This window comes from Streptomyces nitrosporeus (assembly GCF_008704555.1).
Lineage (GTDB): Bacteria > Actinomycetota > Actinomycetes > Streptomycetales > Streptomycetaceae > Streptomyces > Streptomyces nitrosporeus.
In genome coordinates this window covers 7,475,662-7,489,857 of sequence record NZ_CP023702.1, presented here as the reverse complement: position 1 = coordinate 7,489,857, position 14,196 = coordinate 7,475,662, and the positions used below count along the sequence as shown (strand labels likewise).

Sequence of the window (14,196 nt, the reverse complement as noted above, 5' to 3'; positions counted from 1 at the left end):
TGCGGACCCGGCCGTGTACGGAGACCCTGGACAGGAGGGGGACGCCGAGCCGAGGAGGAGCAGTATGTCCGCGATGGACAAGATCAAGAAGATGCTCAAGGGCCACGAGGACCAGGCCGGGAAGGGCATCGACAGAGCCGGCGACAAGATCGACGAGCGGACGCAGGGCAAGTACGGCAAGCACGTGGACACCGCGCAGGACAAGCTCAAGCAGCGGTTCGGCCCGGACCAGGGGCAGGACGGCTCCCCGCGCGGCTGAGGGCACCGCGTCCACAGCGCCCTGAGAGCTCCGGACTCCCCTTTCGTCTCTCGTCCGGAGCTTTGAGCGGGCGCCGGCCCACCGCGGCCGTTCCCGTGCCGGAGCCCGTGGCGGTTCTCCCGCCACGGGCTCCGGCACGGCCGGGGCCGGTCACGGTCTCCGGGGCCGTCGCCCGATTCCTGTTATCGTCCCCGCCGCACAGCGTCTCCCCTGTGTGGGAAGTGACGGAACAGGACCCCGGAAGGGTGGGCACAGCGTGGGCGAGGGACCCGGGACGGCGTGGGTCGAGGCGGCTCAGGCGGGAGACGAACAGGCCAGAGAACGGCTCGTCGCCTCCTGCCTGCCGCTGATCCACAACATCGTCGGCAGAGCCCTGAACGGTCACGCGGACGTCGACGACGTGGTGCAGGAGAGCGTGCTGCACCTGCTCCGCGGGCTGCCCGGACTGCGCGACCCCGGCAGTTTCCGTTCCTGGGCCGTCGCGATCACGATGAACCAGATACGCCGCCACTGGCGTGAGCGGGGTCCTTCCGGCCTGTCCGCCGACGGGCTGCGGGAGGCCCACGAGGTCGTCGACCCTTCGGCGGACTTCGTCGGGCTGACCATCATCCGTCTCGGTCTGACGGGGCAGCGCCGGGAGACGGCGCAGGCCACGCGGTGGCTGGAGGAGGACGACCGCGATCTGCTCGCGCTGTGGTGGCTGGAGGCGGCCGGGCAGCTCACCCGGAGCGAGGTGGCCGAGGCCCTCGGACTGTCCGCGCGGCACACCGCGGTACGGGTGCAGCGGATGAAGGCCCAGCTGGAGGCCGCGCGGGTGGTGGTGCGGGCGCTGAAGGCCGATCCGCCCTGTGTGCTGCTGGAGGATCTCACCGCGGGGTGGGACGGTGCGCCTTCCGCACTCTGGCGCAAGCGGCTGGCCCGCCATGCCCGGGACTGCACGGTCTGCTCGGGGCACCGGTCGGGACTGGTTCCCGTCGAGGGGCTGCTGGCGGGTCTCGCGCTGGTCGTACCGACGGCGTACGCGGGTGCTTCCGGGGCCGGGCGGGCGGCGTACGCGGGCGGTTCGGCCCTCACTCCGGCGGGACACGCGGGCGGTCCGGAGCCGGCGGCGTACGCGGGCGGCGGAGCCGGGGTGACCGGGGACCTGCCGGTGCCCGGCCCCGTGCACGCGCCGGGGGCCGGACGTGCCGAACGGCGCCGGAACCGGATACGCCGGCGGCGCCGGAACACCGTGGTGGCGGCGCTGGCCGCGGTCGGCACGCTGGGCGGCGGGGGGGCCGCGGTGCACCTCTGCACGGACGGTCCCGGCCAGGGGGCCGCGACCGCCGCCGGTACGCTGCCCGGTCCGCCGGACGGCGCCCCGGACGCGCCGGCGCCTCCTCCGTCCCCCTCCCCGTCCGTCTCTCCGGCACCGGCCTCGCCGTCCTCCCCCTCGCCGTCCCCGAAGGCGTCCAGGTCGCGGAGCACGTCCTCGGCCCCGCCGTCGGCGCCGGGGCCCCGGCCGCCGTCCTCGGCGCCCCCCGCCACTCCCGCTCCCGGACGGACGGAGGAGAGGACAGAGTCCCCCTCGGTGGCGGACCAGGTCGTACGGCTGGTCAACGCCGAGCGGGCCGAGGCGGGTTGCGGAGCGGTGAGCGGCAACAGCCTGCTGGCGAAGGCCGCTTCGCGGCATTCGGCGGACATGGCGGCGCGTGACTACTTCTCGCACACGTCGCCGGACGGGACGGACCCCGGAGCCCGTATCACCACGGCCGGTTACCGCTGGAGCACCTACGGGGAGAACATAGCGAAAGGGCAGAGCACGGCCGCCGCGGTGATGGAGGCGTGGATGAACAGTCCCGGCCACCGTGCCAACATCCTCGACTGCGCCTTCGAGGAAATAGGTGTCGGCGTCGAGGACTCGCCCGAGGGCCCGGTCTGGACGCAGAACTTCGGCACCGCCCTGTGACACCGCCCGGCCCCGGAGCGCCCTTCGTCCGCCCGTCCGGACCGCCGGCGCTTCACGTCCGCGAAACGAGCGGGTAGCACCCTCTCCACGTCCGCGGCCTACGCTGGCACCACGCCCACAGGCCGAAGGCGTCCGCCGGCGACGAGACCGACCGCCCCGCGGACAGGAGCCCGGCATTGCCCCCTCCCTTCGTCGTTCCCTCCGCTCCCCCGTGGCTCGCCCATGTGTTCCGGGCGCAGGGCGGCCCGGTCCCGTGGAACGCGGTGCTGCGTGGGGCGCTCGCCTCGGCGCCGCTGCTCGTGGCGGTGCTCGCCGAGCGGCCGGGCGCGGGGGTGCCCGCCGCGCTGGGAGCGATGCTGGCCGGTATCAACGACCGGCCGGGCAGCCGGCGTTCGTCGGTGTCCCGGCTGGGGGTTCCGGCGCTGGCCGGGGCCTCGGGGATGCTGTCCGGTTCCTGCCTTGCGGATGTGGCCGGACCGGGCCGCTCGCTGGTACTGGTCCCCCTGGTGTTCGGGGTGCTGGGCCTGGTCGCGGGGGCGGTGAGCTCCACGGGGCCGGTCGCCTCGGCGTGCGGCACCCAGGTCCTGGTGGCCGCCGTGATCGGGGCCGGGATGCCGTTGCCGGAGCCGGGTCCGGTGCGTTCGGCCCTGTTCCTCGCGGGTGCGGGCTGGCTGCTTCTGCTGCGGTCGGTGCTGCCGTCCCCGGGCCGGCGCCGCGGCACGGGGCCGTACCGCCTGGACGGCGAGAGGGAGGCGGTGGCGGCGGTGTACGAGGCGGTCGCCCGGCTTCTGGCGGCGACGGGCGGGCCCGGTGCCGGTGCGGCGCGCACGGCGCTGAGCGGCGCCCTGGACCGGGCTCAGGACGCGCTGAACGGTCCGCGGCTGCGGCGTCGCGCGAGTTCCTCGGCCGAACGCCGGCTGCACGCCCGGTTCGCGGCGGCGTTCCCGCTGGCCGAGGCGGCGACCGCGCTCGCCTGGGCCGGTGTGCCTCCGCCGCCGCGGGTGGCGGACGGCCCTCGCCGGATGGCCCGCGCGGTGCGCGCCGACGGCGCCTGCGGTGCGCTTCCCGCTCCCGCGCGTACCGGTGCGGGGCTGCGCGCGCTGGACGAGGCGCTGCTGGGGGCCGCGGCGCTCTTCGACCGCCCGCCCGGGATGCCGCTGGAAGCGCACCGGACACCGCGTCACGTCCCGGCCGCGAGGCGGGCTCTGGGTGCCGCGGGCCGTGAGTACGGGCTGCGGGTCGCGGTGTGCTGCGTGGCGAGCACGCTCGTGTCGCAGTGGCTGCACCACGCGCACTGGTACTGGTTGCCGGCGACCGCGGTGTTCCTCGTCAAGCCGGACCTGGGGCCGCTGCTCTCCCGGGTGCTGTGCCGGGCCGCGGGAACGGTGGCGGGCGCCGCGGTCTTCGCCGTACTGTGCCTGCTGCCCGCCGGACAGGCCGGGTGGGTCGGGCTGATCGCGCTCTGCGGTGCTCTGCTCCCGGTGGCGACACGTCATTTCGCGGTGCAGACGGCGGTCGTGACCGTGCTCGTGCTGGGCCTGGTACGGCTGGCCGGCGAGCCGCCCGCCACCTGGGCGCGGGTCGTGGAGTCGCTGCTCGCCTGCGCCACCGTGCTGCTGGTGGGGCATCTTCCGCTGCCCGGCCGGCGGGGGCACACCGTACGGGCCGCCCTCGACACGGCGGTCGCCGCCGCGCAACGCTATCTGGGACACGTCCTGGACGTCCCGGGGGACCAGGCGGCGCGGGGCGCGCTGCGGCGGGACGCCTACCGGTCGCTGGCCGCGGCGCGGGCGGCGATCGATCTGTCGGCGGCGGAACTGCCCGCCGTGGCACGTCACACCGCCGGTTCCGAGGGGGTGGCCCGCGCGGTCGAGCGGCTCGTGGACACGACGACCGCCTGTGCCGTGCAGCTGGTGCACCGCCCCGCCCCTCTGCCCGCCCCGCACGCAGAACTGCTCGCCGCGCGGCTGTCCGAGCTCGACCGGGCCCGGACGGCGGCCGGTGCCGCGGCACCGGCGTCCGTGGTCTGACGCCGGGCGGCCGCGATCCCGCCCGTCCGTATCATGCCGCCCATGATCGCCGAACTGCAGTGCATGGTCCTCGACTGCCCTGATCCTCTGCTTCTGGCGGAGTTCTACGCCGCTCTGCTGGACGGAGAGGTCAACCGTCCTGACAAGCGGTGGGCCGTCGGAGCGGACTGGGCGACCGTCCACACCGGGAGCGGCCTCGTCCGGGCGTTCCAGCGGGTCGACGGCCACCGGCCGCCCCGGTGGCCGGACCCCCGCGCCCCGCAGCAGGCGCATCCGGACTTCACGGTCCGGGACCTGGACAGGGCCCAGGAGCGGGTGCTCGCTCTGGGTGCGACCCTGCTGGACGGTGCTCCGGGTCGGGGCGGCGAGGGCCGGCGGGTTTTCGCGGACCCGGCAGGCCATCCCTTCTGTCTGTTGCGCCACTGACCCGGCCGGCCGCCCCCTTCCGCCCGGTGTGTCACCGTCCCGTGCCGGTACGCCGTCCTTGCCGTACGTCACCGGACGCGTCCGCCCCGGGGCCCGGACGCCTTCTCCGGGGCCCGGGGCGGGCGGTCAGCGGCTGATCAGTGTGAGGGCGGTGCAGGTGCCGCTCACCGCTCCGACGGTCAGGGCCGACACCGCCACGCAGCGCGCCCTGAGCCGTTCGTAGCGTTCGGTGTATTCGCCGCGCAGTTCGACGGCCCGGTCCGCGATCCTGGTGAGGGATTCCCGGCAGAGTTCCACCCGGTCCCCGACGTAGACGCGTTCGACGTCCTCGCGCTGGGCGGTGGTGAGCCAGGGCAGCTGCTCGGTGAACCGGCCGGCCCTGCGGCGGGCCTCCTCGACCTCGGCGTTCCACAGCAGGTAGCCCTCCACCTGGGCCAGGCCGCGCGCGCTGTCCTCATCGGGCTTCACAGCATTCCTCTCGTCTGCCCCGTCGTCCCGGGCGGCTCACCGGTCACTCGTGCTTGTCCCCCGGCGCCACCGCCACGGATTCCTCGGGCCGGTTCGTCATCTCGTCCGTGGCACGGACGGCGGGGTAGTGCAGGTCGAACGCCGGGGATTCCGAGCGGATGCGCGGCAGGCTGACGAAGTTGTGCCGCGGCGGCGGGCAGGACGTCGCCCATTCCAGCGAACGGCCGTAGCCCCACGGGTCGTCCACCTGGACCTGCTTGCCGTACTTGGACGTCTTCCAGACGTTGTACAGGAAGGGCAGCATCGACAGGCCCAGCAGGAACGAGGAGATCGTCGACACGGTGTTGAGCGCGGTGAATCCGTCGGCGGCCAGGTAGTCCGCGTAGCGGCGCGGCATGCCTTCGGCGCCGAGCCAGTGCTGTACGAGGAAGGTGCCGTGGAAGCCGAAGAAAAGCGTCCAGAAGGTCATCTTGCCGAGGCGCTCGTCCAGCATCTTGCCGGTGAACTTCGGCCACCAGAAGTGGAACCCGGCGAACATCGCGAAGACCACGGTGCCGAAGACGACGTAGTGGAAGTGCGCGACCACGAAGTACGAGTCGGACACCTGGAAGTCCAGCGGCGGCGAGGCCAGGATCACGCCGGTCAGACCGCCGAACAGGAAGGTGACGAGGAATCCGATGGACCAGAGCATCGGTGTCTCGAAGGACAGCGACCCCTTCCACATCGTCCCGATCCAGTTGAAGAATTTCACCCCGGTGGGTACGGCGATCAGGAAGGTCATGAAGGAGAAGAACGGGAGGAGTACCCCGCCCGTCACATACATGTGGTGCGCCCACACCGTCACGGAAAGGCCGGCGATGGCGATCGTCGCGCTGATGAGGCCGATGTATCCGAAGATCGGCTTCCGGCTGAACACCGGAATGATCTCCGAGACGATTCCGAAGAACGGCAGGGCGATGATGTACACCTCTGGGTGTCCGAAGAACCAGAAGAGGTGCTGCCAGAGCAATGCGCCGCCGTTGGACGCGTCGAAGATGTGCGCGCCGAATTTACGGTCGACTTCCAGCGCGAAGAGCGCGGCGGCCAGAACCGGGAAAGCGAGCAGGACCAGAACACCGGTCAGCAGGACGTTCCACGTGAAGATCGGCATACGGAACATCGTCATGCCGGGCGCGCGCATGCAGATGATCGTGGTGATGAAGTTGACCGAACCGAGGATCGTGCCGAACCCGGAGAAGGCCAGACCCATGATCCAGAGGTCGCCGCCCACCCCGGGCGAGTGCTCGGCGTCGGTGAGCGGTGTGTAGGCGAACCAGCCGAAGTCGGCCGCGCCCTGCGGGGTGAGGAACCCGGACACCGCGATCAGCGAGCCGAAGAGGTACAGCCAGTAGGCGAACATGTTCAGCCGCGGGAACGCCACGTCGGGCGCGCCGATCTGCAGCGGCATGATCCAGTTCGCGAAACCGGAGAACAGCGGCGTCGCGAACATCAGCAGCATGATCGTGCCGTGCATCGTGAACGCCTGGTTGAACTGCTCGTTCGACACGATCTGCGTACCGGGGCGGGCCAGCTCGGCGCGCATCACGAGCGCCAGCACACCGCCGAGGAGGAAGAAGGCGAACGAGGTGACCAGGTAGAGCGTGCCGATCGTCTTGTGGTCCGTGGTGGTCAGCCACCTGATGACCACGTTCCCCGGCTGCCTCGCGCGGACGGGCAGTTCGTCCTCGTAGGCGGCGGTATCGGTCTCCACCGATTCCGATGGGCCCCTCGTCGTCACTGCGGCACTCCTTCGGTCGACGGCCGTTACGGACTCGGCGACCAGAATGGACTTCCCGCGGCGGCACCGCCTGATATCTCGGGGGACTCCGCACCCGTGGTTGGAAAAGGACACTCCACTGGCGGATGGCACACACCGGTACGTTGACGCGGGGCCCGGGGCCGGGTGGAGGACGTGGGGGCCGTACGCGTCGGGCGGAGGGCGCGGAGGCCGACGGTGCCGGCCGGGGCGGGTCCCACCCGGTGGTGGTACCCGCCCCGGCCGGCGCGCATGCCGGCGGCCCTCAGCCGCCGGTGCTCACGCTCCGGTCGCCGCCTCGGGCGGGAGGCTGTCCATGAACGAGCTCACGGAGAACACGGCGCGCCCCGGGCCCGCCGGGCCGTATCCGGGCGGCGAGGACAGTCCGTACTCCTCCATGGTGGCGCGGTACGCCTCCAGCAGCCGGATGTGGTACTCGAGCGGTGCGCCGTCGGGGTTGGTCCTGCCCAGCGGTGTGGTGGGCTCCGGGCACCAGGTGGTGAAGCGCGGGGTGATGCCGTGCGACATGAAGAACCGCAGGCCCTCGGTGGTGGAGGCGATGGCCTCGTCGACCGTGGTGAAACCGAACGGCTCGGCCATCTCCACGCCGGCCACGAAGTTGGGGATGACGTTGCGGGCCCCGAAGACGCCGGCCGAGTCGAGGATGCGCCGGTGCCATTCGTCACGGCCCACGTAGCGCTCCTTGCCGGGGCAGTACAGCTCGAACAGCCGGCGGTCCCACACCTCGTAGTTGGGGTGGTAGATCTTCACCCCGTAGTCGTGAAAGCGCTGGACGTCGTCCTTGGGAAGTGCCTGGGCGACCACCTTGCCGATCCAGCGGCCGGGGAAGCGTTCCTCGATGGCCTTGGCGTAGCGCCCGTAGAAGTCGGCCTCGTCCCGTCCCTGGACGCGTGAGGTGATGGCGCCGCCGGTGAGGGTGTAGGCCGTGGTGGTCCGCGCGGTGTCGTGCCGGTCGATGATCTCCAGGGCCTCGAGGACCTCGTCGACGTCCTTCACCCCCGTGTAGGGGCGCCCCGCCGCCTTGTGCTGGCGCCAGTTGTGGTTGATGTCGCAGTACTGGCACTCCTCCTTCGCGCCGAAGTACTGGCAGACCCGGAAGACCGTGAGGTAGATCAGGTAGCCCCACTGGATGGTGGGGGCCACCTCCATCACGGACTTCCCGTTCTCCAGGGTGTGCCGGTAGTAGTCCGGCATCGGGGGCAGCCCGACGTCCGAGATCCGGGTTCCGTCGAGGTACAGCCCGAGCACCCCGTCGGGGCCGGCCGCCACCCGGTACGGGGACGCCGGGTTGACCCGCACGGACACCACGGTGCGGCGCAGGCCGTAGGGGCCGCCGGTGAGGACGATCTCCTCAGGCGGCCGGCGCAGGGCGGCGGCCCCCAGCTCCGGGAGGGTGCCGTGGTCGAAGGAGAAGATGAAGTAGGACTTCGGCTTGACGTCACCGTGTTCGTTGTCGCTGAGCGCGGATTCGTCGAAGGCCATGCCCCCGCGCAGCAGGTCCTCCTTGATCACGGCTTCCCTCGGGACGTGGGGGAATCTCTCCATGAGCTGTTCGACCAGTCGTGTGCGGTCGCCCGCGCCGGCGGGGGCGGTGCGGGTGCTCTCGGCGGGACGTGCCATGTGGGGTGCTCCTAGGGTCCGGTGTACGGGGGGCGTCGCCTGTACGCCTCCAGTACAACGAACCGGCGGGGCGATCCGTTCACGCCCGGCCGGCCGGCCTTCCGGCGGTCCAGTGGGCGGGCCTGGCCAGGGTCCCCGGCAGCCGGGTGGCGGTGCTGCCCTTCGCCGCGTTCAGCTGAGCCTGTGTGAGGAACAGCGCGCCGGTGAGATCGGCGCCGCTCAGATCGGCGTCGCGGAAGTCCGCGCCGATGACGTCGGCCGTACGCAGGTCGGCCCCGCGCAGGTCCGCCGCGACGAGGAGGGCCCCGCGGAGGTCGGCGGCGCGCAGATCGGCCCCCTTGAGCCGGGCTCCGATGAGGTCGGCGCCCCGGTGGCTCCGTCTCCCGCCCGGCCGCTCGGCGGACCGGACGAGTTCGCCGGTGCGGAGCAGGAGGGCGGCGACGTGGTCCCGGTGTCCCGCCACGTCCAGTTCCGCGAGTTCCCCGGCGGAGGCACGGGTGAACCGCTCGGTGGTGTGCAGAGCGGTGCGCAGTTGGGCGTGCAGGGGCGCGGCGGCACGCAGGGCCAGGGCCTCGGTGAGGTACCACAGCAGTTCGTGGAGCTGCCTCATCACGGGGAACACCTGGAACATCTGCTGCGCGGTCTCCGGCCGCTGCCGCCAGTCCCTTCCTCCGTAGGTCTGCCGGGAGACCTTCTGGCCCGCGCCGAAACAGTCGTACACCGTGCACCCGGAAAAGCCTTCCGGTCTCAGCCGGGTGTGGATGCCGCAGCGGAAGTCCTCGTCCAGGTTGGGGCAGGGCGTGCCGGCCTCCTTGTCCAGGGCGAAGTCCGCGGACGCGGTCAGTGTGAGTGCCACGCAGCACAGCCCGAAGCAGTTCGCGCAGTCGGCGCGCAGGTCCGCCCGCCGGGGGGTGGGTACGGATATCGGGTCGTTGCCGGGCACGTGCTCGTTCCTCCAGGCGCGTCGGTGGGAGCCGAGCATATCGGGCGTGTTCTCCGCAGCGGCCCGCCCGTTGTCGGTGGCGGGCCGCACACTGGGGGCAGGACACCGTACGGGTGGGAGGGGAGAGGGGTATGCGGGATTCTCACGGCACCGCGTTCGAACCCGCCACGGGGGACGGGCCGCCGTCCGCCGGCAGCCCTCAGGAGCGTGCCGGAGCGGTACGGACCGCTTTCGAGGGGCTGTTGCAGATCCGGCGGCTGACCCGTCCGGACCACGCGGACCCCGAGGGCGTGCCCGCCGAGTGGGAGCTGCACCGGCCGGTGAGGGCGGTGTCCCTCGTCCTGGAGTCGGCGGGGATCCCTCCGTCGGCGACGGGGGAATCGGGGGAGCGCGTCGCCACGGGGTACCGCGTGTCCGGGGGCGGGGTCCCCGGAGCGGTGCGGGTCGAGTGGTCGGGTCCGCCGGGGAGCGGTGCGGTGCACGACGAGGAGGAGGCGCTGGGGGAATGCCTTCAGGTGCTGCGGCGGTCGGGCTGGACGGCTCTCCTGTACCGGGGGCCGCGCCGCCGCCGGTATCTGGAGGTCGAGCCTCCGAAGCGGCCGGTCCGCGGGGCGGCGCGGTGAGCCGGTCCGCGCGGCAGCGCGGTGAGCCGGTCCGCGCGGCGGCGCGGTGGGGATCCGCGCGGCGGCGCGGTGGGGGCCCGCCCGTGCCGTGCCCCGCGTTGTCGGACCCATGGGGAATCCTTGACGGTCCGACCCCTTCGGACAGGAGACGACGACATGTCCCACGACGACGAAGTCACCGCGGCCCAGGCGTATGTGCGGTTGCTGGAGACCACACGCGCCGTGCTGGACGATCCCGCGGGGGCCCCGCTCCACCTGCCGTTGCTGGCCTCCCCCCTCGCTGAGGCGGACGACGCCCTGCGCGGCGCCGGTCTCCGGGGCAACGAGGAGCGCCTGTTCTCCCTCGTACGGCAGTTGCTGCCGGGCACGACCGGCCCGGAGCGCTGAGGACCCGGGGTATCGGGGGGCCGGGGAGCGACGGGGCGCGGGTGGCGGCAGGACACGGGGGCGGCGCAGCAGGCTCCGGCAGCGGGCCGGCCGGGCCTCCCGGGCGACGAGGCCGGACGCGGGCGGTGCGGTCAGTCGCGGGCGGTGCGGTCAGTCGCGCCCCGCACACCCTGGTGAATTGATTCAAGTCCTCCAAAAGCTGACCAGCACCTTGACTGACAGACGTACGCCTACTTAGCGTACGGACCGGTGAAACGATTCGATGAAACGATTCACTTTCCCTGTTTCCGCACGTTCCGCTCGCGTGGCTCGCCGCCCGGCCCTCCCCGGCCGCCGGGCGGGGCCGGCCGCCGGGCGGTTTCGACCACGAGGTGCTCATGTCTGATGTGTCGGCCGTCAAGGCAGCCCTGAAGTCCCAGGTCATCGAGACGCCGTCGTGGGGGTACGGCAATTCCGGGACGCGCTTCAAGGTCTTCGCGCAGGCCGGCGTCCCCCGCGATCCCTACGAGAAGCTGGCGGACGCGGCACAGGTCCATCGCCACACCGGTGTCGCCCCGAAGGTGTCGCTGCACATCCCGTGGGACCAGGTGGAGGACTACCCGGCACTGACCAGGCACGCACGGGACCTCGGCCTGCGCATCGGCGCGATCAACTCCAACGTCTTCCAGGACGACGACTTCAAACTCGGCTCGGTCACACACCCCGACCCCAAGGTGCGGCGCAAGGCGACCGATCACCTTCTCGAGTGCGTCGACATCATGGACGCGACCGGCTCGCCCGACCTCAAGCTGTGGTTCTCGGACGGCACCAACTACCCCGGCCAGGACAGCATCTCGGACCGGCAGGACCGGCTGGCCGAGGCGTTGGCGGAGGTCTACGAGCGGCTCGGCGAGGACCAGCGGATGCTGCTCGAGTACAAGCTCTTCGAACCGGCTTTCTACACCACCGATGTCCCGGACTGGGGCACCTCCTACGCCCACTGCCTCAAGCTGGGCCCCAAGGCGCAGGTGGTCGTGGACACCGGCCACCACGCCCCCGGCACCAACATCGAGTTCATCGTGGCGTTCCTGCTGCGCGAGGGGAAGCTGGGCGCCTTCGACTTCAACTCGCGCTTCTACGCCGACGACGACCTGATGGCCGGCTCCGCAGACCCCTTCCAGCTGTTCCGCATCATGTACGAGGTGGTCTGCAACGGCGGGCTGGCCCCGGAGAGAAACGTCAACTTCATGCTCGACCAGTGCCACAACATCGAGGCCAAGATCCCGGCCGTCATCCGCTCCGTCACCAATGTGCAGGAGGCGACCGCGAAGGCCCTGCTGGTCGACTCCGATGCGCTGGCCACCGCCCAGCGGTCCGGTGACGTGCTCGCCGCCAACGGCGTGCTGATGGACGCCTTCAACACCGACGTACGGCCGCTGCTGGCCGAGGTACGCGAGGAACTCGGGCTGGCCCGCGACCCGTTCGCCGCCTACCTCGCCTCCGGCAACCAGGACCGCATCGCCGCCGACCGGGTCGGCGGCACACAGGCCGGCTGGGGCGCCTGAGCGTCCCGCTCCCCCGCATCCGTCCGCTCCCACCACGAAGGAAATCCCATGACGTCCGCGACGCACCCCGAGGTCGCCGCCCTTCTCGACCGGGCGCACCGCATCGGATCCGACCCGCGCAACACCAACTACGCCGGCGGCAACGCCTCGGCCAAGGGGGCGGAGACCGATCCCGTCACCGGGCAGGAGACCGAACTCCTCTGGGTGAAGGGATCGGGCGGCGACCTGGGCACCCTGACCGAGGCCGGTCTCGCGGTGCTCCGGCTGGACCGGGTGCGTGCCCTCAAGGACGTGTATCCAGGGGCCGGACGTGAGGACGAGATGGTCCAGGCGTTCGACTACTGCCTGCACGGCAAGGGCGGCGCCGCCCCCTCGATCGACACCGCGATGCACGCCCTGGTCGAGGCCGCCCATGTGGACCATCTGCATCCGGACTCGGGAATCGCGCTGGCCTGCGCGGCCGACGGCGAGAAGCTCACCGCCGAGTGTTTCGGCGGCAAGGTGGCCTGGGTGGACTGGCACCGTCCCGGTTTCCAGCTCGGCCTGGACATCGCGGCCGTCAAGGAGGCCCGCCCCGGGGCGGTCGGCGTGGTTCTCGGGGGGCACGGCATCACCGCCTGGGGCGACAGCTCCGAGGAGTGCGAGCGCAACGCGCTCTGGATGATCCGTACCGCCGAGGCGTTCCTGGCGGAGCGGGGCCGGCCCGAGCCGTTCGGCGCCGTGATTGCCGGGCGGCGGACTCCGGGTGAGCAGGAGCGCCGCGAGAGGGCGGCCGCCCTCGCTCCGGTGATCCGCTCGCTGGCGTCCGCGGACCGGCCCCAGGTGGGCCACTTCACCGACGCGGAGCCGGTGCTGGACTTCCTCTCCCGCACCGAGCACCCCCGTCTGGCCGCTCTCGGCACGTCGTGCCCGGACCACTTCCTCCGTACGAAGGTCAGGCCGCTGGTCCTGGACCTGCCGGCCGACGTGCCGCTGGACGAGGCGGTCGCACGGCTCCGGGTGCTCCACGAGGAGTACCGGCAGGAGTACCGCGCGTACTACGAACGGCATGCCGTTCCCGGCTCGCCCGCGATGCGCGGCGCGGACCCGGCCGTCGTCCTGGTGCCCGGGATCGGGATGTTCACCTTCGGCAAGGACAAGCAGACCGCTCGGGTCGCGGGTGAGTTCTACCTCAACGCGATCAATGTGATGCGGGGCGCCGAGGCCGTTTCCTCCTACGCGCCGATCGAGGAGTCCGAGAAGTTCCGCATCGAGTACTGGGAGCTGGAGGAGGCCAAGCTCCGCAGGATGCCGGAGCCGAAGCCCCTCGCCACCCGGGTCGCCCTGGTGACCGGGGCCGGGTCGGGCATCGGCAGGGCCGTCGCCCGCCGGCTCGTCGCCGAGGGGGCCTGCGTCGTCGTCGCCGACCTGGACGCCGGGAACGCGGCGGCGGTGGCCGAGGAGCTCGGCGGACCGGACAAGGCCGTGGCGGTGACGGTGGACGTCACCTCGGAGGAGCAGATCACCGAGGCGTTCCGGGCCGCGGCGCTGGCGTTCGGCGGGGTGGACCTCGTCGTCAACAACGCCGGGATCTCCGTCTCCAAGCCGCTGCTGGAGACGACGGCCGCGGACTGGGACCTCCAGCACGACATCATGGCCCGCGGGTCGTTCCTGGTGTCGCGGGAGGCGGCGCGGATGATGCGGGCGCAGGGCCTCGGCGGGGACATCGTCTACGTGGTCTCCAAGAACGCCGTGTTCGCGGGTCCCCAGAACATCGCCTATTCGGCCACCAAGGCCGACCAGGCGCACCAGGTACGGCTGCTCGCCGCCGAACTCGGCGAGCACGGCATCCGGGTCAACGGCGTCAACCCCGACGGGGTGGTGCGCGGTTCCGGGATCTTCGCCTCCGGGTGGGGCGCGCAGCGGGCGGCGGCGTACGGGATCGAGGAGGAGCAGCTGGGTGAGTTCTACGCCCGGCGCACGCTCCTCAAGCGGGAGGTCCTGCCGGAACACGTCGCCAACGCGGTGTTCGCGCTGACGGGCGGGGACCTGACCCACACCACCGGCCTCCACGTCCCGGTCGACGCCGGTGTGGCCGCGGCCTTCCTGCGCTGACCACCGTGGGCGGCCCCCGCACGGGTGCGGCGGCCGCC

At 72.2% G+C, this 14,196-nt stretch carries 12 protein-coding genes; 8 read left to right on the top strand and 4 right to left on the bottom strand.

Annotated features, from left to right (window positions below; genetic code table 11):
• The first annotated feature begins 64 nt into the window (after positions 1-64).
• The 4 genes from CP967_RS33350 (at position 65) to CP967_RS33335 (ending at position 4,663) form a co-directional block, all read left to right on the top strand.
• On the top strand, positions 65-259 hold the full coding sequence (locus CP967_RS33350) for an antitoxin (RefSeq protein ID WP_150491547.1): 195 nt from the start codon (positions 65-67) through the stop codon (positions 257-259).
• A 256-nt stretch (positions 260-515) separates the two neighbouring features.
• Positions 516-2,207, top strand: a complete 1,692-nt coding sequence (locus CP967_RS33345; protein WP_150491546.1) for a sigma-70 family RNA polymerase sigma factor — start codon at positions 516-518, stop codon at positions 2,205-2,207.
• Between the two features lie 263 nt (positions 2,208-2,470).
• The gene (locus CP967_RS33340; protein WP_150492166.1) at positions 2,471-4,237 is read left to right on the top strand and encodes an FUSC family protein; all 1,767 of its coding nucleotides are present in this window, start codon (positions 2,471-2,473) and stop codon (positions 4,235-4,237) included.
• Positions 4,238-4,279: 42 nt separating this feature from the next.
• A complete protein-coding gene (locus CP967_RS33335) occupies positions 4,280-4,663 on the top strand; it encodes a VOC family protein (protein ID WP_150491545.1) in 384 nt (127 codons plus the stop codon).
• Positions 4,664-4,789: 126 nt separating this feature from the next.
• Here CP967_RS33335 and CP967_RS33330 read toward each other — a convergent pair whose 3' ends face one another.
• From CP967_RS33330 to CP967_RS33315, 4 genes are all read right to left on the bottom strand, one after another.
• On the bottom strand, positions 4,790-5,131 hold the full coding sequence (locus CP967_RS33330; RefSeq protein ID WP_150491544.1) for a hypothetical protein: 342 nt from the start codon (positions 5,129-5,131) through the stop codon (positions 4,790-4,792).
• 43 nt (positions 5,132-5,174) lie between these two features.
• Complete coding sequence (gene ctaD / locus CP967_RS33325) at positions 5,175-6,908, bottom strand: aa3-type cytochrome oxidase subunit I (protein WP_150491543.1); 1,734 nt, start codon at positions 6,906-6,908, stop codon at positions 5,175-5,177.
• A 297-nt stretch (positions 6,909-7,205) separates the two neighbouring features.
• Positions 7,206-8,567 carry a radical SAM protein gene (locus CP967_RS33320; protein ID WP_150491542.1) on the bottom strand — a complete coding sequence of 454 codons (1,362 nt, stop codon included), beginning with the start codon at positions 8,565-8,567 and terminating at the stop codon, positions 7,206-7,208.
• A 79-nt stretch (positions 8,568-8,646) separates the two neighbouring features.
• Positions 8,647-9,510, bottom strand: coding sequence for a pentapeptide repeat-containing protein (locus CP967_RS33315; RefSeq protein ID WP_229888450.1), 864 nt, complete (start codon positions 9,508-9,510; stop codon positions 8,647-8,649).
• 131 nt (positions 9,511-9,641) lie between these two features.
• Between CP967_RS33315 and CP967_RS33310 the strand changes: the two genes are divergently transcribed.
• The 4 genes from CP967_RS33310 (at position 9,642) to CP967_RS33295 (ending at position 14,158) form a co-directional block, all read left to right on the top strand.
• Positions 9,642-10,133, top strand: a complete 492-nt coding sequence (locus tag CP967_RS33310; protein WP_150491540.1) for a hypothetical protein — start codon at positions 9,642-9,644, stop codon at positions 10,131-10,133.
• A 156-nt stretch (positions 10,134-10,289) separates the two neighbouring features.
• Entirely contained in the window at positions 10,290-10,520 is a 231-nt protein-coding gene (locus CP967_RS33305) for a hypothetical protein (protein WP_150491539.1), read from the top strand.
• A 377-nt stretch (positions 10,521-10,897) separates the two neighbouring features.
• Complete coding sequence (gene rhaI, locus CP967_RS33300) at positions 10,898-12,064, top strand: L-rhamnose isomerase (RefSeq protein ID WP_150491538.1); 1,167 nt, start codon at positions 10,898-10,900, stop codon at positions 12,062-12,064.
• Positions 12,065-12,112: 48 nt separating this feature from the next.
• The gene (locus CP967_RS33295; RefSeq protein WP_150491537.1) at positions 12,113-14,158 is read left to right on the top strand and encodes a bifunctional aldolase/short-chain dehydrogenase; all 2,046 of its coding nucleotides are present in this window, start codon (positions 12,113-12,115) and stop codon (positions 14,156-14,158) included.
• Positions 14,159-14,196: the final 38 nt, after the last annotated feature.

Coding starts and splice junctions, on each gene's coding strand:
- CP967_RS33350 (WP_150491547.1), top strand. CDS start 65: ATGTCCGCGATGGACAAGATCAAGAAGATGCTCAAGGGCCACGAGGAC.
- CP967_RS33335 (WP_150491545.1), top strand. CDS start 4,280: ATGATCGCCGAACTGCAGTGCATGGTCCTCGACTGCCCTGATCCTCTG.
- CP967_RS33320 (WP_150491542.1), bottom strand. CDS start 8,567: ATGGCACGTCCCGCCGAGAGCACCCGCACCGCCCCCGCCGGCGCGGGC.
- CP967_RS33310 (WP_150491540.1), top strand. CDS start 9,642: ATGCGGGATTCTCACGGCACCGCGTTCGAACCCGCCACGGGGGACGGG.
- CP967_RS33305 (WP_150491539.1), top strand. CDS start 10,290: ATGTCCCACGACGACGAAGTCACCGCGGCCCAGGCGTATGTGCGGTTG.
- rhaI (WP_150491538.1), top strand. CDS start 10,898: ATGTCTGATGTGTCGGCCGTCAAGGCAGCCCTGAAGTCCCAGGTCATC.
- CP967_RS33295 (WP_150491537.1), top strand. CDS start 12,113: ATGACGTCCGCGACGCACCCCGAGGTCGCCGCCCTTCTCGACCGGGCG.